A 19,474-nucleotide genomic window follows, 5' to 3' on the forward strand; every position below is an offset into this window, starting at 1 on the left:
GTCACCCCCACCGGTGGAACCCGGCCCAGCCGTCCCACCTGTGACCACGGAAACCTTCGGTCTCCTCGGTGAAACCGCCGACCTCCTCCAGCACCGGCGGCTCGTAGACCTCCGCCGGCTCGATGTCACAACTCTCGCGCACAGCTCCTCACCTCCTTTCACCGCCTGCTTGAGCGTCTGCGCAAGGGGGAAGTGCCCGGCACGCAAGCCGACACACCGCGTTTAACTCGCGTGAGTTACTAAATGGGAATATATGATTGGCGTCTGGAAATCTTCCCTCGCCCATGTCACGCGTCTGATACGCCGGTGCTGTCGTCCCGCTCAGCGGGCGTCAGGCCGTCAGAAGGGCTCCGAACCGGGCCTGGAGCGCTGGGAGGCAATCCACGGATCGAAGCTCGGACCTTCGCGCGGCGGCAGACTTGGGCCGATGGACAGCCCAGCCTGCACTGCTTCCGGCTCGGCTCCGGTCCGGGCCGACGAAGGAGCGGGCCGCTGGTGCCCCAGGCGCCGGCATGTTGTGCACTGGGCACCAGGGAAGCCGGGAGCGCCGCCTCACGATGCCTCTCGGATCGCCACCCATCCTGCCTCGTTGAACACGGCGTCACCCGGGGCCACCATGGGAGGCTTCGGCATGCCCTGTGTCGCCTGCTGAGCCCCCTTGGTCACGCCACCGGACAGCTTCCAGTCACTGCCCTCCCACCGCACCCCGACCAGGGTGCGGGTGTAGCCGCCGGACTCCTTCGCCAGCTCTCCCGCCTTCTGCGTGACACGGGCCAGCACCCACGCGCTGACCTCGTCTCCCGACGCCTGAATGACCTTGTAGCCGACCACATGGCTGCGCATGTACGCGCCGGAGGGCAGTCCCTGCCCCGGGCCTACTCCCGCCTGCTGGGCCAGGGTCTTGTCGGTCTGCATGGCGTTCTGCTCGACCTGCTCGGCCCTCTGCGCGGACTGGTCACCGGCACTCAGGTACGAGTAGTAGAGGCGCAACTGCTCGTCGACCGCGGACCTGCCTTCCTCGATGGACGTCTCGCTGGAGGCCTTCATCATCGCCACGGCGCCCTCGGTCGTGTGCGGGAAGCCGACCACGCTGCCGCGGCCATCGATACGCCGCCCTCGCGGAAGCAGCGACCACCGCTGCGGCTCGGTCCACTCGTCGGGGGCAGCGTACGACGCCACGGGACCGGGTGTGTCCGGCACACCCCCGCTCCCGGTGCCGTTGGCCGGTGCGCCGGTACTCTTCTCACCGCCACTGGCCCGCGTGCCCCCGTCAGCCCGAGGCGCAGCGTCGCCGCTGTTTCCGCCGCACGCAGTCAGGCCGAGCAAGAGTGCTGCCGCTGCCACCCCACGCACCATATGACGCACCGCAAATCCCCGCCCATATCGACTACTTGGCAAAAGACAAGTATGGCGCGCCCCCCTCGGGTTTCGTGATGTCATTCCCCAGGTCGCGATGACCTCCGCCGAAAATGGACCAGCGGGGCCACCGACTGCGTCGAGGAAGCCGCAATGACCGGCCCCCGGTCTTTGGCCGCGAGGCATACGAGCAGCGCAACACGGTTGAGCGGTGCATCAACCGCTTGAAGCAGTACGCGGCATCGCCACGTGCAACGAGAAGACCGCGACCACCTACCTGGGCGGACTCCCAGTCGCGAGCATCTTCCTCTGGTCCGGGGATGAAGCCTTCCCTATGACGAGACCGTCTCTTCCCAGCACAAGCGCATGTGTGCCTGCAGGCCGGAAACGGATGCTGCGTTGCAGGACATGACGACTACGAGCCTGCTGAGGTCAATGCCTTCGGGCCGCTTTGTGGAGGTCCATCGCTGTCCTGCCCGTAGCAAAGTCTCGAAGAGCAGCCGCCGTCCGGCGGTATCGTCCGACAGTGCCTCATCCGCAGCCTCGACGATCAGCACGTAGTGGTCTGCGGGCAGCCACTTCAGGTCACGCAGGCAGTCAGAGAGGGCATTCCAGTTCCACCCGAAGTAATCCGGCAGCTTCAGTCGGTCGTAGAACTGCTGGAAGACGGAGTCGGCATCACGCATCTGTCGGCCGTCGAGCCGCGCTACGTACGTCCTGCCGGTCATGGGAAGCAGCAAATCGACAGGCAGGGCACCTTGCTCCGGAACGACGTGTACCCAGGGCACGATGTGCACCGCCGTCCTCCCTCCAGGGATCCAGGGCTTCCACCGCCGTCAGAGCCGGTGACGTCAGCGAGCTGCCAAGTCTAGATCGAAAAGAAGCGCTGACGCGGGTTGAGACGGCAAGGGACTGTCAGTGGCTGGTGACAGGATCACCGGCATGGGTTTCGTACGCACTACTCCGCCGCGGCCTGTCGAGGTGACCGCGGTCTTTCCCGAACTGGCTCGGTTCGCGCGACCTGCCATCCGGCTGCATCCGCGTCCAGGGTCGCCTTCGATCAGGGACAGCTCGGTCGGCGGGCCGTTGCTGTGGCCGGCAGGGGAGCCGTGGCCGCACTGCGAAGACACGCACTTGCACGTGGACACTGGATTCCGCCAGTCACCGACCGAAGTGCGGCTCCAGAGACGGTTGCAGTCCCGGTGGCGCCCTGACGACCGACCTCCCGCATTCACGCCCGAGGAGGAAGCGCTCAAGGAGCGCAATGCCGCGCGGCTCGCCGAACGACTCGACGCCGGCCCCCCATGGCCCGCCGAATGCCCGGTCCCGATGTTGCCCGTGGCTCAGCTGTTCCTGCGTGACATACCCCTGTTGCGGCCGCCCGGGCAGGCCGATCTGCTTCAGATTCTCTGGTGCCCGTACGAGCACGAACCGGATTACAAGCCGGCGACCGCACTGTTCTGGCGGGCGGCCGCGGAGGTCGGCGACATCCTCGCCGCACCACCGGAACCGCACGAGGCGGACTATCCGGGTTACGTGCCGGAGCCGTGCGTGCTGGCGCCAGAAGCGATCACCGAATACCCCAACAGCCTGGATCTGAGCCCGGAACTTCAGCGGATGCTGGAGGACTGGAACAGGTGGCAGGCGGCCGGCGCCGGCGTGGACGGCTCCTACGCGGAGTATCCCCGCGACTTCTATTCCATTCACCTGGGCAACGCACCCGGTTGGAAGGTCGGCGGCTGGCCCCCTTGGGGCCGCACCGACCCGAACCCCCGGTACTGCGCTGTGTGCCAGGTACAAATGGTCCCGCTACTGACGATCGCTTCCTGGGAGTGGGACGGCGGTGAAGGTCATAGCTGGGCGCCGCAGGAAGACCAGGCCGCCGTCCTCGCCGGCTCCTACTACGCGGGCCAGAATCCCGCGCAGCCGACGAGCGTGGAAGTAGGCAGCACGGACAACATGCAGATCTACGTCTGCCCGACCTCCCCCGAACATCCACACACCGACCTGATCCAGTGACCTGTCGGGCCCGTCACATACCCTCCCGTAGCCGGTGACAGAAGTGCTGTCGAGTCAGGATGTGTGACAGGCCGCTTGCCTCGCTGGTGGCAGCCGGACTGCTTCGGCAAACCCCACTCACCACGTCATCCGGCTGCGCTGGTGACAACTGCTGAGCCCCGGCACAGACCCAACTGGGTAACAGGTATGGCCACCGCGTGACCATCGGGGGTTGTCGGGACTCCCGGGGATCGTGCGGTGGCCGCGGGCCATAGCGTAGACCCTGCCCGCTGGCGGGCCATGTCAGATCGGTTATGGCCTGGGTCGCAGGCCGGTTCAAGCGAGTCGAACCCCGAGCTGCGGCCCGCGCCTAGCTGCTGCTCGGACTACTGTCGAGCGCCGAACGGAAGAACTGCCGGCACATGCAAAGCGCTCGTCGATGCCCTCCTCGCATGGCACCACAGAGCGAGCGATGCCGTCGTGGCCCCCTGTCCGACGGGTTCGTCGCCACGGTGCCGGGAGGCGGCGCGGGCAGCCGCCCTTCAGAGGGAGGCACTCGAGCCGGTCCGCTTCATGGCGACCTGAGCCTGGTCTGCCACCACCCGTGGGGGCGCGCAGGCCGCCACTCACAGTGCCGGACTGCGGAATGTGTGCCGCCCCTGTGCCACCCGGGCCTCGCGAGATCGAACAGGATATCGGTCCATCCAGGGTCCCCGCCAGGCCAACACGCTCTTTCAATGGTGCCGCGCCTCAGGAGTGCCGGAACGGGCGGCCGAAGCGGGTGCGCCACGAGCCGGGCGGGGGGTGGGCGCGCCAGCCGCGGTCCCACTCCGCCCGGCGCGGGGACGTCCCGGCGCCGGGGCGTTCCGTCGCGGTCCGGCACGCGAGTGCGGTCAGTACGGCGGTGACGGCCGCCAGTTCGGTGACGGTCGGGCGGCCGTGGACGATGCGGAAATGGAGGGGCACTGGCCCATGCTGCGCCGCCCCCTCCGTCCGGGGCATCCGCTGCTCCGCCGTCCGGGCGAACGCGGCACCGGTCGCGGTTGCGGCGGTGGGACGGCCGGGCACCCGGCGGCGGGCGCGCCGGGCATGGCGTGGACGGCGGGGGGTCACCGGTTTGCCGTAATCGGGTGGGTTCTCTTCGACGCGCGCGGCGATCGCCGGTCCCTGATCCTTTGAATGCAAACGCGACGAAAGGGCATACGTCATGGCCACGTTGTGCAGACCCGCGGTGTCCGTTCCCGAGCACGTGATCACCATGCAGCAGACGCTCGACCTGGCACGGACCATCCACGCGGACCACCCGCAGCTCCAACTGGCGCTGCGGCTGATGGAGAACACCGGAGTGCAGAAGCGGCACCTGCTGCGGCCGATCGAGGAGACGCTCCGGCACGACGGCTTCGAGATACGCAACCAGATCTACGAGGCGGAGGCCAAGGCCCGGGTGCCGGCGGTCATCGAGCGGGCGCTGGAGGACGCGGAGCTCCGCGCCGCGGACATCGACATGATCATTTATGTGTCGTGCACGGGCTTCATGATGCCCTCGCTGACGGCGTGGCTGATCAACACGATGGGTTTCCGCGGCGACACCCGGCAGGTGCCCATCGCCCAGCTCGGGTGCGCGGCGGGCGGCGCGGCGATCAACCGGGCGCACGACTTCTGCACCGCCTACCCGGAGGCGAACGCGCTCATCGTGGCGTGCGAGTTCTGCTCGCTGTGCTACCAGCCGACCGACCTGGGCGTGGGCAACCTGCTGTCCAACGGACTGTTCGGTGACGGACTCGCGGCCGCCGTGATGCGGGGCCGGGGCGGCACGGGCGTGACGCTGGAGCGCAACGGCTCGTACCTGGTTCCGGAGACGGAGGACTGGATCGCGTACGACGTGCGCGCCACCGGGTTCCACTTCAAGCTCGACAAGAGAGTGCCCGGCACCATGGAGCCGTTGGCGCCGGCCCTCAAGGAGCTTGCGGGGCAGCACGGCTGGGACGCCTCCGACCTGGACTTCTACATCATCCACGCTGGTGGTCCAAGGATCCTGGACGACCTCAGCAAGTTCCTCGGCGTACCGTCGGAGGCGTTCCGCTTCAGCCGCGCCACGCTGACCGAGTACGGGAACATCGCCAGCGCCGTGGTCCTGGACGCGCTGCGGCGGCTGTTCGACGAGGGCAGCGCCCAGCACACCGCGCGCGGGCTCCTCGCGGGCTTCGGGCCGGGCATCACGGCCGAGATGTCGCTCGGCCGCTGGACGGTCTCCGACCAGGTGCCCGAGCGCGTTCCCACGCGCAAGCTCAAGGACGTACCCGACCGTGTCCTGGTGGAGGAACCGACCCGTGTTGGATGAGACGACGACCACGACCGCACCGCCCGCACTGCCCCCCGTGCGTCACTGGCCCGCCCTCGACCTGTTCGGGGTGGACTTCGACCCCGTGCTCGCCGAATTGATGCGGGAAGGCCCGATCACCCGGATCCAACTGCCCAACGGCGAGGGCTGGGCGTGGCTGGTGACGCGCTACGACGACGTCAGGGCCGTGACGAACGACCCCCGCTTCAGCCGGAAGCTGGTCGTCGACAACGACGTCACCCGGCTGGCGCCGCACTTCATCCCGGTCGACGGGGCGGTGGGTTTCGAGGACCCGCCCGACCACACCCGGCTGCGCAGGGCGGTGGCGCCCGCGTTCACCACGCGGGGCGTGGAGCGGCTGCGGGACCGGGCGCGGCGGATGCTGGACGAGCTGGTCGAGGAGGTGCTGGCCGACGGCCCGCCGGCCGACTTCACCGAGAGGCTGCTGGGGCCGTTCCCGCTCGCCGTGGTGTGCGAGCTGATGGGCGTGCCCCCGATCGACCGGCCCCGGATGCACGAGTGGACGAACCTGATCCTGTCCTCCGCGCACGGTGCCGAGCGCAGCCAGCGAGCCAAGGACGACATGTGCGCGTACTTCGCCGATCTGCTCCGCCAGCCGCGTGACGGCGACATCGGCGACGACCGGGACGACCGGGACGACGAGGAGAGCGTCATCGGGCTGCTGGGGACGGCCGTGGCGAACGGTGAGATCACCGCGTCGGAGGCGGTGGGGCTGGCGCTGCTGATCCAGATCGGCGGCGAGGCGGTCACCAACAACTGCGGCAACATGCTGTTCATCCTGCTCACCCACCCCGAGCACATGGAGCGGCTGCGTGCCGAGCCGGCCGCCCGGCCGCGCGCCATCGACGAGATGCTGCGCTACATCCCGCACCGCAGCGCCGTCGGCCTGTCCCGCATCGCCCTGGAGGACGTGACGGTGGCGGGGGTACGCATCCGGGCCGGCGAGCCGGTCTACGTCTCGTACCTGGCGGCCAACCGGGACCCGGACGTCTTCCCCGACCCGGAGACGCTGGACTTCGACCGCAGCCCGAATCCGCATGTGGCGTTCGGGTACGGGCCGCACTTCTGTGTGGGGGCCATGCTCGCCCGGATGGAGTCGGAGCTGCTGGTGGACGCCTTCCTGGACCGGTTCCCCGGGCTGCGGCTCGCCGTGCCGGTCCACGCGGTCCCCTTCCGCCGTGGCGCGCTCATCCGTGGTCCCCAGTCCCTTCCGGTGACCTGGTGACGGCGCATCAGGGGGCGCCGGCCGCCGCGCTGGCCGACGCCCCCGACGGGCTGCTGGTGCCGACGGGGCACGGGCGGAGGCTGCGGTCGCCCGCCCAGGAGGTCACCTTCAAGGTGACGGGCGAGCACTCCCGGGCGGCGTCGAGCTTCGAGGTGGTGGTGCCTCCCGGGTTCGACGTGGGGGCCCATGTGCACGCCCGCAGCGAGGAGCTGTTCTACATCCTGGAAGGGGAACTGGACGTCCTGGCGTTCGAACCCCGGGTGCGGACCGGCGACGACTGGCGGCACTGGGAGTCGCCGTCGGGGCGGCGCACGGTCCGGGCCACGCCGGGCACGGTGATCGTGGTCCCGCCGGGCTGTCCGCACGCGTTCGCCAACCGTACGGACGAGCCCGCCAGGATGTTCTTCCAGGCGTCGCCCCCGCCGGACCACGAGCGGTACTTCGAGGAGCTCATCGAGATCCTCGACCGGGACGGGCCCCCGGACCACGCGGCGATCGCCGCGCTGCGCGCCCGCTACGACATCGAGCAGATCACGCCGCTGCGGCACGACGCGCACCGGGAGCCGTGACCCGGGGCGTCGTCGCTCAGGCGGCGGCGGGGAAGCGGTCCCAGACGCGGTGGCGGCCGAGGAGTTCGGTGACCCGTGCGAGGACGCTCTCGCCGCTGTCCCCGGTCACCACGCCCGTGGCGCCGGCCGGTACGCCGGCCGCCTCCAGGACGCTCTCGGCACCGGCCCAGCCGCCGATGGCCTTGGCGTGCCGGAACGCCTCGGAGACCATCAGCAGCACCCGGGGGTCGGTCGTCGCGGTGGGCTGCTCGGCGTCGGCCGCCCGGGCGTCCCGGGCGCCGTAGGCGTCGGCGCCGTGGCCGGGCAGGCCCGCCACGAGCAGGGCGTCGAACTCGACGGACCGCGCGGTGGCGAAGGTCCGCTGCACCGCGACCGGGTCGCCGTCCGTACCCAGTTCGCCGCCTGCCGGGGCGATCACGAGCGGCACCATGCCCGCGTCGAGCACCGCCTGGCGTACCGCGCGTACGCCGTCCAGTTCGCCGTTGTCGTCGGCGACGATGCCGATGATCCGGCCGTCCGTGGGCCAGGTCTCACCGATCTGGGACAGGGCGGGGCTGGGCTCCACCATGGCCAGGGGCTCGGTGGGCTTGGGGGCGGGCAGGCCGAGGCCGGTGGCGACCTTCTCGCACAGCTCGGGGTCGATGTTGGCGAGCACCTTCAGCCCGCGTTCCTTGATGGCCTGCTCGTAGCACTTGCCCAGTTCGAAGGTGTAGGCGGCGGCGATGTGCTCGCGCTCGGTCGGGGTCATGCTGAGCCAGAAGCGGCGGGGCTGGCTGAAGTGGTCGGAGAAGGAGGCGGGGGCCTCGCGGACCTTCTTCGCCGCCGGGATCTCCCGCGGTACCTCGATGTACGCGCCGGTGTCGGCGCCCGCGGTGAACGGGCAGCCGCCGTCCAGCGAGTTGGGGCGGTAGGGGGCGACGCCGGTGTGCACGGCCGTCTGGTGCATGCCGTCGCGGGTCATGTCGTTGACCGGGGCGTGGGGGCGGTTGATGGGGATCTGGGCGAAGTTGGGGCCGCCGAGCCGGCTGATCTGGGTGTCGAGGTAGGAGAAGAGACGCCCGGCCAGCAGCGGGTCGTCGGTGATGTCGATGCCGGGGACGAGGTGGCCGGGGTGGAAGGCGACCTGTTCGGTCTCGGCGAAGAAGTTGGACGGGTTGGCGTTGAGGGTCAGCAGGCCGATCGGCTGTACGGGGGCCAGCTCCTCGGGGACGATGTTGGTCGGGTCCAGCAGGTCGATGCCCTCGAAGGTCTGCTCGGGGGTGTCGGGGAAGGTCTGGATGCCCAGCTCCCACTGGGGGTACGCCCCGGCCTCGATGGCGTCGGCGAGGTCCCGGCGGTGGAAGTCGGGATCCATGCCGTTGATCATCTGTGCTTCCTCCCAGACGAGGGAGTGCACGCCGAGCTTCGGCTTCCAGTGGAACTTGACCAGGGTGGTGCGGCCCTCCGCGTTGACGAGGCGGAAGGTGTGGACGGCGAAGCCCTCCATCATCCGGAAGGAACGCGGGATGCCCCGGTCGGACATGTTCCACAGCGTGTGGTGGGTGGCCTCGGTGTGCAGCGTGACGAAGTCCCAGAAGGTGTCGTGGGCACTCTGGGCCTGCGGGATCTCCCGGTCGGGGTGGGGCTTTCCGGCGTGGATGATGTCGGGGAACTTGATGGCGTCCTGGATGAAGAACACCGGGATGTTGTTGGCGACCAGGTCGAAGACGCCCTCGCCGGTGTAGAACTTCGTCGCGAAGCCTCGCGTGTCACGCACGGTGTCCGACGAGCCGCGCGAGCCGAGCACCGTGGAGAAGCGGGTGAACACCGGCGTCTGGACGTCCTTGCCGAGGAACGCGGCCTTGGTGACGCCGGCGGCCGTCCCGTACCCCTGGAAGACGCCGTGGGCGGCGGCGCCGCGGGCGTGGACGACCCGCTCGGGGATGCGCTCGTGGTCGAAGTGCGTGATCTTCTCGCGCAGGTGGTGGTCCTGGAGCAGGACGGGACCCCTGCTGCCGGCCTTGAGGGACTTGTCGCTCTCGTGGAGCCGCGCGCCCTGGGCGGTGGTGAGGTACGGGTCGCCCTGCGCCATCCGCGGCTGTTCGGCGCCGGTGGGCTGCCCCGTGGGGCTGTACGTCTCCGGTCCGCCCTGGTCCGGCTTGGGCGGGAGGGGGCCGCGCACCTCGGTCGGCTCGTCGAGCGGGGCCGGCTCGGGGGCGGGCGCGCCGGGGATGTCGGCGGTGGGACCGCCGTCGCCGCGTACGGCCTCGGTCAGCTTCTCGGCGGCCGCTTTGAGGGGGTGGGGGTTCGGCATCGTTTCCTCCGTGCTCGGGACAGGGACTCCACAGCCATGACCGTCGCGGGGTGGGACAAAACGGAAGCGCCGGGGACATCCGTCCATCGGCACACAGCCGGGCGGCGCCACCCGCCGCTCCGCGAGCGGCCACGGCTGCCCAGGTACCCCCGTGTCGTTGGGGGAAGCACGGACTTTGGTCACCGTTCCAGTTCCTTGTGGGCGCTCTCGGGCAGCCGCAGGTACACGGCGGCGGACACCAGGCACAGGACGGACACGTACCAGGGGAACAGGCCCGGGTGGCCCAACTCCGTGAACAGCGTGCCCACATAGGGCGCCGTCCCGCCGAAGAGGGCCACGGTCAGCGAGTACGGGAAGCCGATGCCGGCGGCCCGCACGCGCGCGGGGAAGACCTCCGCGTTGACCGCGGCCGAGACCGAGGTGAACCCGGTGAGCAGGACCATGCCCGCGCACTGGACGAGGAGCAGGGAGGCGAAGGAGTCGCCGATCGCGCGCAGCAGGGGCACGGTGAGCAGGGCGAAGCCGATGCCGAAGAAGAGCAGCGGGGGTTTGCGGCCGTAGCGGTCCGAGAGGAGCCCGCCCAGGGGCTGGAGCAGGGCGAAGAAGCCGAGCGAGAGGGTGCCGGCGAGCAGCGCGTCGGCCTTGTCGACGCCGGCGTTGAGTTCGGCGTACGTGGGCAGGTAGGAGGTCCAGGTGTAGTACGCGATGGTGCCGCCGGTCGTGATGCCGCAGATCAGCAGCGATTCGCGGGGGTGGCGGCGGAGCGCGTCGAAGAGCCCGGGGCGGGGGCGGCCGGCGGGTTCGCCGGTGGGCCGGAGGGTCTCCTCGGCCCCGCGGCGGATCCAGAAGCCCACGAGGCTGAGGGCGGCTCCCACGACGAACGGGACGCGCCAGCCCCAGCCCTCCATCCGGTGCTCGCCGAGGCCGGCGACGAGGGCGGCGGCGATGCCGGAGGCGGCGAGCTGGCCGATGGTGGTGGAGACATACTGGAAGCTGGAGAACAGGCCGCGCCTGCCGGGCCCCGCCGACTCGACGAGGAAGGTGGTGGAGGCGGCGAACTCGCCGCCGACCGAGAGGCCTTGCAGGAGGCGGGCGGTGACCAGCACCACCGGGGCGAGGACGCCGGCGGCGGCGTACGTCGGTGTCAGGCCGACCAGGAGGCTGCTGCCGCCCATCAGCAGGATGGTGACGGTCAGCGCGGCCCGCCTGCCGTGCCGGTCGGCGACGGCGCCCATGAGCAGGCCGCCGAGGGGCCGCATGAAGAAGCCGACCGCGAAGACGGCGAAGGTGGACAGCAGCGGGACGAGGGAGTTGCCGGAGCTCCTGGGGAAGACCTGGCCGGCGATGTACGTGGCGAGAAAGGTGTAGGCGTACCAGTCGTACCACTCCACGGCGTTGCCCACGGACGCGGCGAGGAGCTGCCGGGCGGGGCGGCGGGCCGCCGGGACGGAAGTCACTGTCATGGTCACGCCCAACCCCGCGCCGCCCGGGTCGCACACCTCCGCGTTCGCGGCGGCCGTGGTACGGCCCCGGGCCGGTCAGAGGGGTTCGTCGCTCCACTGGTCGAGCAGCGCGTCACCGAGCCCGGCGGCGTCCGCCACACCGCCGTGGAGGGGCTGTTCGGTCCAGATGACCTTGCCCTCGGGGGTGTACCGGGTGCCCCAGCGTTCGGCGTACTGGGAGACGAGGAACAGGCCGCGACCACCCTCGTCGGTGGTTCTGGCGCGGCGTAGGTGCGGCGAGGTGCTGCTGCCGTCGGAGACCTCGCAGATCAGGTTGCGGCCGTGCAGGAGCCGTACGGTGATCGGGTCGCCGCCGTAGCGGATGGCGTTGGTGATCAGCTCGCTGAGGATGAGTTCGGTGGCGAAGCCGATGTCCTCCAGGCCCCAGTCGGCCAGGCGGCGGGCGCAGGCGCTCCGGACCGGGGACACCGCTGCGGGGTCGCGGGGCACGTCCCACTCCGCGTAGTCGGCGGGGTCCAGTCGGCGCGTTCGGGCCACCAGCAGCACGATGTCGTCGCTCGGCTGGGAGGGCAGCATGGCCTCGATCACGGCGGCGCAGGTGGTCTCCGGTGTCCGGCCGGCTCCCTCCAGGGCGGTACGCAAGGCGTCCAGGCCGGCGTCCAGGTCGCGGCCGCGGTCCTCGATCAGCCCGTCGGTGTACAGGACCAGTTGCGAACCCTCGGGCAGGGTCAGCTCGGCGCTCTCGAAGGGCAGCCCGGCGCCCAGGCCCAGCGGCGGGGAAACCGGCATACGGGGGAAGGTCACGCTCCCGTCCGGGTGGACGACCGCGGGCCCGGGGTGACCGGCGGTGGCGGCCGCCACCCGCCCGGAGACGGGGTCGTAGACGGCGTACAGGCACGTGGCCCCGGTGACCCCCTGTCCGTCCCGTTCCCCGCCCGCGTCCTCCTCGGTGTCGATGCCGGCCACCAGCTCGTCCAGGTGGCCCAGCAGTTCGTCGGGAGGCAGGTCCAGGGTGGAGAAGTTGTGCACGGCGGTACGCAGCCGGCCCATGGTGGCCGCGGCGTGCAGGCCGTGGCCGACGACGTCGCCGACCACCAGCGCCACCCGGGCGCCGGACAGCGAGATGACGTCGAACCAGTCGCCGCCCACCCCCGCCCGGGCGGGCAGGTAGCGGTAGGCCGCCTCCAGGGCGTTCTGCTCGGGTATGCCACGGGGCAGGAGGCTGCGCTGGAGGGTGACGGCCATGGCGTGCTCGCGGGTGTAGCGGCGGGCGTTGTCGATGGCGACGGCCGCCCGGGCGGCCAGCTCCTCGGCGAAGGACTTGTCCTCCTCCTCGAAGGGCGCGGAGCCGCTCGCCCGCCAGAAGTTCGCCACCCCCAGCAGCACCCCGCGTGCCAGCATCGGCACCGCGACCAGGGAGCTGAAGCCCTGGTCCACGACGTACCTCGCCTGCCCGGGCCCCTGGGCCGACAGGCCCTCGGAGGTCCCCGGACCGGTCCGCAGGACCGCTCGGCCGCTCCTGACCGCGGCGGTGACGGCACTGGTGGGGGCGAACCGGATCAGCTCGCCAACCGGGTGGCGGGAACCGCTCCCCTCCAGACCGTGGGCCGCGGTGCGGCGCAGCTCGGTGCCCGGCCCGGGTGACGGTTCCTCGCCCCGCAGGACGGCGTCCAGCAGCTCCACGGTGACCGCGTCGGCGAACTGGGGCACGGACACCTCCGCCAGTTCCTCGGCGGTGCGCGTCACGTCCAGCGTGGCGCCCACCCGCACCCCCGCGTCGTACAGCAGCCTCAGCCGCTCCCGCGCGACTTCGGCCCGCCCGGTGACCGTCGCCAGCTCCGTGGTGTCCCGCAGCGTCACCACGCTGCCCGCCTGGCCCCCGTACGGGGCCGTGGGCCGTTTGTTCACCGCGAGCAGCCGGTCCCCGGCCAGGCACACCGTGTCGGTGACCGGCTCGGCCGAGCCCAGCAACCGTGCCGTCTCCCCCTCCAGCCCCAGGTCCGCCACCCGTCGCCGCTCCGCGTCCGCCGGCAGGTCCAGCAGCCGCCGCGCCTCGTCGTTGGCGAGCAGCACCCGGCCGTCCGCACCGGTGATCAGCACGCCTTCCCGCACGGCGTGCAGCACCGCGTCGTGGTGCTCGTACATCCGGGTCATCTCCGCCGGGCCCATGCCGCGCGTCTGGCGCCGCAGCCGCCGCGACACCAGCGCCGTCCCGGCGGTGGACAGCGCCAGCGCGGCCGCGCCGGTGCCGAGGATGAGCGGGAGCTGCCGGTCGACCAGGTCGCCCACGTTCTCCGACGTGATCCCGGCGGAGACCAGACCGACGACGGAGCCGTCGGCACCGACCACGGGGACCACCGCCTGCACGGCCGTTCCGGTGCCGGCCGGCAGCGGCGGGCCGCCGGCCCGCTCAACGACCGTGCGGCCTTCCAGCGCGGGCTGGATGCTGCCCACGAACTTCTTCCCGATCTGCTTCGGGTCGGGGTAGGTGAGGCGGGTGCCGTCGGTGGTCATGACGAGGACGAAGTCCACACCCGCCGCCTTGCGGGCCGCCTCGGCACGCGGCTGGAGGACGGCTGTCGGATCGGCGGCGTTCAACGCCTGCGCGGTGCCCGGGGCGTTCGCGAACGACTGCGCCGCGGTCACCGACAGGCGCTCGGCCTCGCGCTCACTGGCACGGTTGGCCTGGATCACCACGGCCGTCACGGCTGCCGCGACCAGCAGCAGCACGATCAGGACCTGCAACAGGAACACCTGCCCGGCGGCGGTGCGCAGGCTCAGCGGGGAGCGCCGTTCCTGGCCGAAGCCGCCACGCGACCCGTCGGACTCGCGGCGGCGCGAGCGGTCGCGTGACCGCTGACGTGACCGCCGGTCCGGGCGGAACGGCCCTTTTCCCTTGCTGGCCAATGGCTCCATCACTCTCCACACCGGAGGAGCTGCCGCACTCCTCCATTGTCGGCGACCTCGGGCGCGGATGCGCGAGTACCGGCGGCGGCGGAACGGCTGGCGCGGCTTGATTTGGGCGGCGACGACCGGGAAGTGATGCGTTGTGGTCATTCCCGTTCATGACGTGAATCCGGCGCGGCGCGTCCCCTGGGTGACGTACGCGCTGATCATCGCCAACCTCGTGGTCTTCCTGCGCACCCCCGGCATGGCCGGTTCGGTGACCGGCGAGAGCGGTCTGGCGCAGTTGTGCCGCCTGGAGGCGTTCCTGGACCAGTGGGCGGCCGTGCCGCGCGAGCTCGTCCACGCCCGTCTGCCGGGGCTGGTCCCCACGGGTGAGGTGGGCGTCGGCCCGTCCGGACCGGGCTGCCTGATCGGCCCGCCCGACTACGACAAGTCACCGCCGCTGTCCGTCCTGACGGCCATGTTCCTGCACGGGAGCTGGCTGCATCTGCTGGGCAACATGCTCTTCCTGTGGATCTTCGGTGACAACGTCGAGGACCGCCTGGGCCATGTGCGCTACCTGCTGCTCTACGGCGTCTGCGGTTACGCCGCCGCGTACGGTTTCGCCCTGCTCAACGCCGACTCGGGGACCCCGCTGATCGGCGCGTCGGGTGCGGTCGCCGGCGCCCTGGGCGCGTACCTGGTGCTGTTCCCGAAGGCCAGGGTCTGGGTCCTGGTCCCGTTCCTGATCTTCCTGCCCCTGCGCCTGCCCGCCTGGTCGGTACTCGGGCTGTGGTTCGCCCTCCAGGCCGTGTACTCGTACGGTGCGGCCGTCTCCCAGGCCGGCACCGTGGCCTATGTGGCCCATGTGATCGGTTTCGCGGTGGGAATGGTGCTCGCCTGGCCGTTGCGCCGGGGCACTCCGCCGCCACCCGAGCCCCGGGGCATGCTGTGGGGCTCCCGGGCCCGCCCCGACGCGCCTTGGCGGGGGCGGCCGCGCCCGGAGTGGTGACCGGCGGAGGGAGGACCGGTGCGGAGGGGGACCGGTGCGGAGGGGGGACCGGGAGCGGCGTGGGGATCGGTGCGGAGGGGGGACCGGGAGCGGCGTGGGGATCGGTGCGGAGGGGGGACCGGGAGCGGCGTGGGGATCGGTGCTGCCTGGGGATCGGGCGGGGAAGGCCCCGGCGCCAGGGGCGTCGGGGCCTTCCGGATCGAGCGTGCCAGCTCGTTCACTCCATGGCGGGGCCGGGGCCACCGCGGGCGCGGGTGCGTCCGGCACGACGGTCGGCCATCGCCGCCGCGGCCATGGCCAGGCCGAGCAGCAGAGCCACCGCACCGACGATGACGTTGTTCACCACGCTGCGGGTCGTGTCGACGTTACCGGCGACGACCCACGGAGAGATGATCGTCCATGCGCCGATGGCGCACGCGGCCCAGGCCATGGAATGGGTCCGCTCGTACGCCGAACCGAACCCGCCCATGCACAGGGCGTAGGCCACACCGGTGATCAGGTTGCAGACGGCCAGGGCCGTCAAGCCGCTGAACCCGGCGATCCATGGCGAGGCTGCCAAGTAGAGACCCGTGAGCAGGCCCAGCGTCTCGATCGCCTGGCCACGCGGGGTACTGGTTGCCCGTTCGAACCGAGACCGCATCTCGGCAAGATCGGGGTGTTGCTCGATGCTCGGGTGGGTGGTCATCGCGGGCCCGCCTCCTGTGGAAGACTTTATCTGCCCTTTATCCCCATATAACTCCTTTGGCGGCATTCCGGTCAACAGCGCCAACGGTGTCAACAGCGGTCCGGCGTGCGTCAGCTTGACGAGAAGCGCGCCCGACACCTCCGTGCCGGGCTTTCGTTGATCATGCCGACCGCTAACGGCTCACTACCGACCCCTGACGACCGACCCCTGACGACTGACCAGTGACGACGACTGGCCAGTGACGACTCACCACTCACCGAACGAGAGGGCAAGCATGAATCTCCGTGCCACCGCCGTGGCCGCGGCCGCCGGCGTCCTGCTCACCGCCGGGGCGGCCGCGACCGCCCATGCCGCCGAGCACGACGGCGCTCCCACCACCGGGTCCAGTTCCGGAGCCGGTAGCGGGAGCGACAGTGTGGCGATCATCAAGAAGGACCGGCTGACGCCCGAGTCCGTCGTCGACTACGTGCTCGCCGCCGACGAGGCCTGAACCGGGACGCCCTCGGGAGGCAGCATCCGCACCGGTTCCGTACCGGCGTCGTTGTGGCGCAGCGCCCAGTTCTCCAGGGCGATGCGGCACGCGTGGTCGAGGTGGCGCAGCCCGGAGAGGTCGAGCTCGATGGGCCGGTCCTTGGGCAGGCCCTCCAGCTCCTCCAGGATCCTCGGCAGCCGGAGGAAGGTGGCGTTGCCGGAGATGGCGGCGACCAGGCGGCCGCCGGTGAGTTCGCGCACCTCGACGTGGAGGTGGGACGTCTCCCAGGCGGTCTTGCAGACCGCGAGCAGCAGGCCCAGCAGCACGCCCTCGAAGAGGTTGGTGACCAGGATGGCCACGGCGGTGATGCCGAGGATCACCGCCTCGCCGCGGTGCTCGCGCCACAGCGGAACCAGGTCCTTGACGGGTACGAGCTTGCAGCCCGCGTGCACCAGGACGCCGGCGAGCGCGGCGAGCGGGATGACGCCGATCGCCGCGGGCAACAGTGCGGCGAACAGGAGCAGCCATACTCCGTGCAGGAAGCGCGAGAGGGAGGTGCGCGCGCCGGCCTGGACGTTGGCCGCGCTGCGGACGATGACGGCCGTCATGGGCAGGGCGCCCAGGGCGCCGCAGAGGGTGTTGCCGACGCCCTGGGCCATCAGCTCCTTGTCGTAGTCGGTGCGCGGCCCGTCGTGCATGCGGTCCACGGCCGCGGCGCTGAACAGGCTTTCGGCCGAGGCGATCAGGGTGAAGGCGAGGACGGTGCCGATCGCCGCCACCGTGGTGATGCTGCCGAAGTCGCCGAGGCCCGGGGGTTGGACGGCGTCCAGCAGCCCGTGTACCTCGACCTTGGCGACGGGCAGGTCGAACAGGAGGGTCACGGCGGTGGCGAGGGCCACCGCGACGAGCGGGCCGGGGACCGCTCGGGCGCGGGCCGGGAGCCGTGGCCACAGGACGAGGACGGTCACGGTTCCGGCGCCGATGAGGAACGCGGTGAGGGCCGTGCCGCCGGAGAGGACGGTACCGGCCAGCTCGGGCAGGCCGGCGAGCTTGCCGAGGCCGCCGGAGGGCTGGTCCGTGTCGGCCATCGCGTACACCTGCCCCAGCACGAGGACGAGGCCGATGCCCGCGAGCATGCCCTGGACCACGGCGACGGATATGGCACGGAACCAGCGGCCGAACTTCAGGGCGCCGAGCAGGAGTTGGAGCAGCCCGGATATGAGGACGATGGCACCGAGCGCGCCGACGCCGAACTCCTGGACGGCCTCGTACACCAGGACGGTGAGGCCCGCGGCGGGGCCGCTGACCTGGAGCGAGCTTCCGGGGAGGGCGCCAACGACGAGTCCGCCGACGATGCCGGTCACCAGGCCGAGTTCGGCGGGTACGCCGGAGGCGACGGCGATGCCCACGCACAGGGGCACGGCGACGAGGAAGACCACGAGCGACGCGAGTATGTCGCGGCGCAGCACAGCGGGGTCCTTCAACGAGGAGAACATGAGGGTGAGTTCCTAGTCGTGCGGTCCGCCGCCCCGGGGGACGGCGGACGGACGGAGGGGGACACGGGAGTGCTGGGCCGCCTCACAGGCGGCTGAACTCGCCCTCCAGCTCCGGCCGGTGCACGCTCACGGCGCCAGTGTCGATCTCGTAGTACCAGGCGTGGAGCGACAGTTGCCCGTTCGCGAGGAGCTCCCGCACGGCCGGGTAGCCGCGGAGTGTGTCGAGCTGGGCCACGGCGTGGCGACGCACCGCCTCGGCGAGGTCGCCGGTGGCCGGCGGCTCCGGTACGGAGTGGTTGAGCCAGCCGCGGACGGCCGGGAGGCCGGAGAGGTCGTCGCCGCGTACGAGGGCGCCGACGGCGCCGCAGTGGGAGTGCCCGCACACGATGATGTCGCGGACACCGAGGACGCGCAGCGCGTACTCGACGGTCGCGGTCTCGGCGCAGGGCCGTGTCTCGTCGTAGGGGGGCACCACATTGCCGGCGGTGCGGAGTTCGAAGAGCTCGCCCGGGCGGGCACCGGTGATGAGGGAGGGGATCACCCGGGAGTCGGAGCAGGTGATGAACAGGGCTTCGGGAGCCTGTCCGGCGGCGAGACGGCGGAATTCCTCCGGCCGTTGGGCGACGCGGGTGGGGAACGTACGAGCGTTGTCGATCAGGGACTTCATGGCGGCCTGCCTCCTGCGCTCCGGGCCGTGGGGGCCGGGGGGCGCGGTGTGGTCGGGTCATTGTCGGTTGCGTGTGGGGGGCGTGGCTGACGTGAACCGCGGGGTCTCCGCGGCCTGTCGGGACACGGCACCGTGGTGCGGTGCGCTAACGATCATGCACGACAGCAGCTACGTCAACTTTGCCGGAACATTACCTTCCCATGAAAGGTCCTTTTGCGTCGGCGCGCCGCGCGGCAGGCCGGATCCCGCCCCTTCACGTTGCCATCACGTTTCGGACGTGTTGACCGCCCACCCATTCGCACGTTTCTACGCATGGTGCACGTTTGAACCATATCCGGCACACCATAAGGCCCTGATGAGGCGGGTGCGCATGGACGGACCGGCCGCCTTTGAGAATGCGTTTCGCGTCAGCGCTTGAATAACAGACCAAACTGAAAAGCGTTGCTGAATGTGCGTCAACAGCACCGGCGCGGCAATGTGGCTGCCGCACCAACCCGAGCAAGCGAACCGATTCGAGCTGAGAGGTTTCATGCCATGCGGACACTGGTAAGGCGCGCCATCGTTTGCGGTCTGGCCACAGCGGGGGTCCTCGGGCCCATGACCGTCACGGGGGCCGCCGCGAAGGCCGCCGCGCCCGAGCCGCGGCTCTACGCACCGACGGCCCTGGTGCTCACGGTCGGCCAGGGCGAGACCGCCGCCACCGCGGTGCCCACCCGGGCGGTGACGCTCACCTGCAACCCGACCGCCGGCGGAACGCACCCGGCGCCGCAGAAGGCGTGCGCCGAACTGCGGTCGGTGGACGGAAAGTTCGACAAGCTGGGCGATGAAAGCACCCGACCGTGCATCAAGATCTACGACCCGGTCGTGGTCACCGCACAGGGTACCTGGGAAGGCCGTCGCGTGAACTTCGAGCAAATGTATGCGAATTCCTGCATCTTGCAGTCGGAGGGTTCGAGCGTCTTCTCCTTCTGAGCCCGACCTCACGCCTCC

At 70.9% G+C, this 19,474-nt stretch carries 17 protein-coding genes; 7 read left to right on the top strand and 10 right to left on the bottom strand.

Annotation, left to right across the window (positions count from 1 at the left end; translation table 11 throughout):
- Position 1: 1 nt before the first annotated feature.
- The 3 genes from ACZ46W_RS31575 to ACZ46W_RS31585 all read right to left on the bottom strand — a co-directional run bounded on the left by ACZ46W_RS31575 (position 2) and on the right by ACZ46W_RS31585 (position 2,153).
- The gene (locus ACZ46W_RS31575; protein ID WP_468344953.1) at positions 2 to 142 is read right to left on the bottom strand and encodes a lasso RiPP family leader peptide-containing protein; all 141 of its coding nucleotides are present in this window, start codon (positions 140 to 142) and stop codon (positions 2 to 4) included.
- Between the two features lie 410 nt (positions 143 to 552).
- Positions 553 to 1,179 (bottom strand): hypothetical protein, encoded by a 627-nt coding sequence (locus tag ACZ46W_RS31580; RefSeq protein WP_468344956.1) that lies wholly within the window; start codon positions 1,177 to 1,179, stop codon positions 553 to 555.
- A gap of 509 nt (positions 1,180 to 1,688) precedes the next feature.
- Complete coding sequence (locus ACZ46W_RS31585; RefSeq protein WP_468344959.1) at positions 1,689 to 2,153, bottom strand: barstar family protein; 465 nt, start codon at positions 2,151 to 2,153, stop codon at positions 1,689 to 1,691.
- A 145-nt stretch (positions 2,154 to 2,298) separates the two neighbouring features.
- On the opposite strand from ACZ46W_RS31585, the gene ACZ46W_RS31590 reads away from it, so the two are divergent.
- Positions 2,299 to 3,375 (top strand): hypothetical protein, encoded by a 1,077-nt coding sequence (locus ACZ46W_RS31590; RefSeq protein ID WP_468344961.1) that lies wholly within the window; start codon positions 2,299 to 2,301, stop codon positions 3,373 to 3,375.
- A 729-nt stretch (positions 3,376 to 4,104) separates the two neighbouring features.
- Here the strand turns inward: ACZ46W_RS31590 and ACZ46W_RS31595 are convergent.
- The gene (locus ACZ46W_RS31595) at positions 4,105 to 4,320 is read right to left on the bottom strand and encodes an acyl-CoA carboxylase subunit epsilon (RefSeq protein ID WP_468344964.1); all 216 of its coding nucleotides are present in this window, start codon (positions 4,318 to 4,320) and stop codon (positions 4,105 to 4,107) included.
- A gap of 241 nt (positions 4,321 to 4,561) precedes the next feature.
- Here ACZ46W_RS31595 and ACZ46W_RS31600 point away from each other — a divergent pair, with 241 nt between their 5' ends.
- Genes ACZ46W_RS31600 through ACZ46W_RS31610 form a run of 3 tightly spaced genes read left to right on the top strand, consistent with a single transcriptional unit; the run spans position 4,562 to position 7,510 of the window.
- On the top strand, positions 4,562 to 5,695 hold the full coding sequence (locus ACZ46W_RS31600; RefSeq protein ID WP_468344967.1) for a type III polyketide synthase: 1,134 nt from the start codon (positions 4,562 to 4,564) through the stop codon (positions 5,693 to 5,695).
- Entirely contained in the window at positions 5,685 to 6,941 is a 1,257-nt protein-coding gene (locus tag ACZ46W_RS31605) for a cytochrome P450 (RefSeq protein WP_468344970.1), read from the top strand. The genes ACZ46W_RS31600 and ACZ46W_RS31605 overlap by 11 nt, the downstream gene beginning before the upstream one ends.
- Entirely contained in the window at positions 6,938 to 7,510 is a 573-nt protein-coding gene (locus ACZ46W_RS31610; protein ID WP_468344973.1) for a cupin domain-containing protein, read from the top strand. The genes ACZ46W_RS31605 and ACZ46W_RS31610 overlap by 4 nt, the downstream gene beginning before the upstream one ends.
- Positions 7,511 to 7,526: 16 nt before the next feature.
- Here the strand turns inward: ACZ46W_RS31610 and ACZ46W_RS31615 are convergent, their stop codons facing one another.
- From ACZ46W_RS31615 to ACZ46W_RS31625, 3 genes are all read right to left on the bottom strand, one after another.
- The gene (locus ACZ46W_RS31615; protein ID WP_468344976.1) at positions 7,527 to 9,803 is read right to left on the bottom strand and encodes a catalase; all 2,277 of its coding nucleotides are present in this window, start codon (positions 9,801 to 9,803) and stop codon (positions 7,527 to 7,529) included.
- A 179-nt stretch (positions 9,804 to 9,982) separates the two neighbouring features.
- Positions 9,983 to 11,266 carry an MFS transporter gene (locus ACZ46W_RS31620; RefSeq protein ID WP_468344979.1) on the bottom strand — a complete coding sequence of 428 codons (1,284 nt, stop codon included), beginning with the start codon at positions 11,264 to 11,266 and terminating at the stop codon, positions 9,983 to 9,985.
- Between the two features lie 75 nt (positions 11,267 to 11,341).
- A complete protein-coding gene (locus ACZ46W_RS31625) occupies positions 11,342 to 14,182 on the bottom strand; it encodes a SpoIIE family protein phosphatase (RefSeq protein ID WP_468344982.1) in 2,841 nt (946 codons plus the stop codon).
- A 133-nt stretch (positions 14,183 to 14,315) separates the two neighbouring features.
- Between ACZ46W_RS31625 and ACZ46W_RS31630 the strand changes: the two genes are divergently transcribed.
- On the top strand, positions 14,316 to 15,164 hold the full coding sequence (locus ACZ46W_RS31630; protein ID WP_468344985.1) for a rhomboid family intramembrane serine protease: 849 nt from the start codon (positions 14,316 to 14,318) through the stop codon (positions 15,162 to 15,164).
- A 217-nt stretch (positions 15,165 to 15,381) separates the two neighbouring features.
- On the opposite strand, the gene ACZ46W_RS31635 is transcribed toward ACZ46W_RS31630, so the two are convergent.
- Complete coding sequence (locus tag ACZ46W_RS31635) at positions 15,382 to 15,849, bottom strand: SPW repeat protein (RefSeq protein ID WP_468344988.1); 468 nt, start codon at positions 15,847 to 15,849, stop codon at positions 15,382 to 15,384.
- A 274-nt stretch (positions 15,850 to 16,123) separates the two neighbouring features.
- On the opposite strand from ACZ46W_RS31635, the gene ACZ46W_RS31640 reads away from it, so the two are divergent.
- Positions 16,124 to 16,339 carry a hypothetical protein gene (locus tag ACZ46W_RS31640; RefSeq protein ID WP_468344991.1) on the top strand — a complete coding sequence of 72 codons (216 nt, stop codon included), beginning with the start codon at positions 16,124 to 16,126 and terminating at the stop codon, positions 16,337 to 16,339.
- On the opposite strand, the gene ACZ46W_RS31645 is transcribed toward ACZ46W_RS31640, so the two are convergent.
- Both ACZ46W_RS31645 and ACZ46W_RS31650 read right to left on the bottom strand, forming a co-directional pair.
- Positions 16,312 to 17,817: a SulP family inorganic anion transporter gene (locus ACZ46W_RS31645; RefSeq protein WP_468344994.1), complete on the bottom strand. Its 1,506-nt coding sequence runs from the start codon at positions 17,815 to 17,817 to the stop codon at positions 16,312 to 16,314. The two genes, ACZ46W_RS31640 and ACZ46W_RS31645, sit on opposite strands and share 28 nt — an antisense overlap.
- A gap of 82 nt (positions 17,818 to 17,899) precedes the next feature.
- Positions 17,900 to 18,484, bottom strand: coding sequence for a carbonic anhydrase (locus ACZ46W_RS31650; RefSeq protein WP_468344997.1), 585 nt, complete (start codon positions 18,482 to 18,484; stop codon positions 17,900 to 17,902).
- A gap of 534 nt (positions 18,485 to 19,018) precedes the next feature.
- Here ACZ46W_RS31650 and ACZ46W_RS31655 point away from each other — a divergent pair.
- The gene (locus tag ACZ46W_RS31655; RefSeq protein ID WP_468345000.1) at positions 19,019 to 19,456 is read left to right on the top strand and encodes a subtilase-type protease inhibitor; all 438 of its coding nucleotides are present in this window, start codon (positions 19,019 to 19,021) and stop codon (positions 19,454 to 19,456) included.
- Positions 19,457 to 19,474 lie beyond the last annotated feature (18 nt).

Source organism: Streptomyces sp. NPDC031064, from assembly GCF_055570965.1.

What these genes read in the sequence shown, in the direction of transcription:
- ACZ46W_RS31590 (WP_468344961.1), top strand. Translation starts at nt 2,299, where the DNA reads ATGGGTTTCGTACGCACTACTCCGCCGCGGCCTGTCGAGGTGACCGCG.
- ACZ46W_RS31600 (WP_468344967.1), top strand. Translation starts at nt 4,562, where the DNA reads ATGGCCACGTTGTGCAGACCCGCGGTGTCCGTTCCCGAGCACGTGATC.
- ACZ46W_RS31615 (WP_468344976.1), bottom strand. Translation starts at nt 9,803, where the DNA reads ATGCCGAACCCCCACCCCCTCAAAGCGGCCGCCGAGAAGCTGACCGAG.
- ACZ46W_RS31620 (WP_468344979.1), bottom strand. Translation starts at nt 11,266, where the DNA reads ATGACAGTGACTTCCGTCCCGGCGGCCCGCCGCCCCGCCCGGCAGCTC.
- ACZ46W_RS31625 (WP_468344982.1), bottom strand. Translation starts at nt 14,182, where the DNA reads ATGGAGCCATTGGCCAGCAAGGGAAAAGGGCCGTTCCGCCCGGACCGG.
- ACZ46W_RS31635 (WP_468344988.1), bottom strand. Translation starts at nt 15,849, where the DNA reads ATGACCACCCACCCGAGCATCGAGCAACACCCCGATCTTGCCGAGATG.
- ACZ46W_RS31640 (WP_468344991.1), top strand. Translation starts at nt 16,124, where the DNA reads ATGAATCTCCGTGCCACCGCCGTGGCCGCGGCCGCCGGCGTCCTGCTC.
- ACZ46W_RS31645 (WP_468344994.1), bottom strand. Translation starts at nt 17,817, where the DNA reads ATGTTCTCCTCGTTGAAGGACCCCGCTGTGCTGCGCCGCGACATACTC.
- ACZ46W_RS31650 (WP_468344997.1), bottom strand. Translation starts at nt 18,484, where the DNA reads ATGAAGTCCCTGATCGACAACGCTCGTACGTTCCCCACCCGCGTCGCC.
- ACZ46W_RS31655 (WP_468345000.1), top strand. Translation starts at nt 19,019, where the DNA reads ATGCGGACACTGGTAAGGCGCGCCATCGTTTGCGGTCTGGCCACAGCG.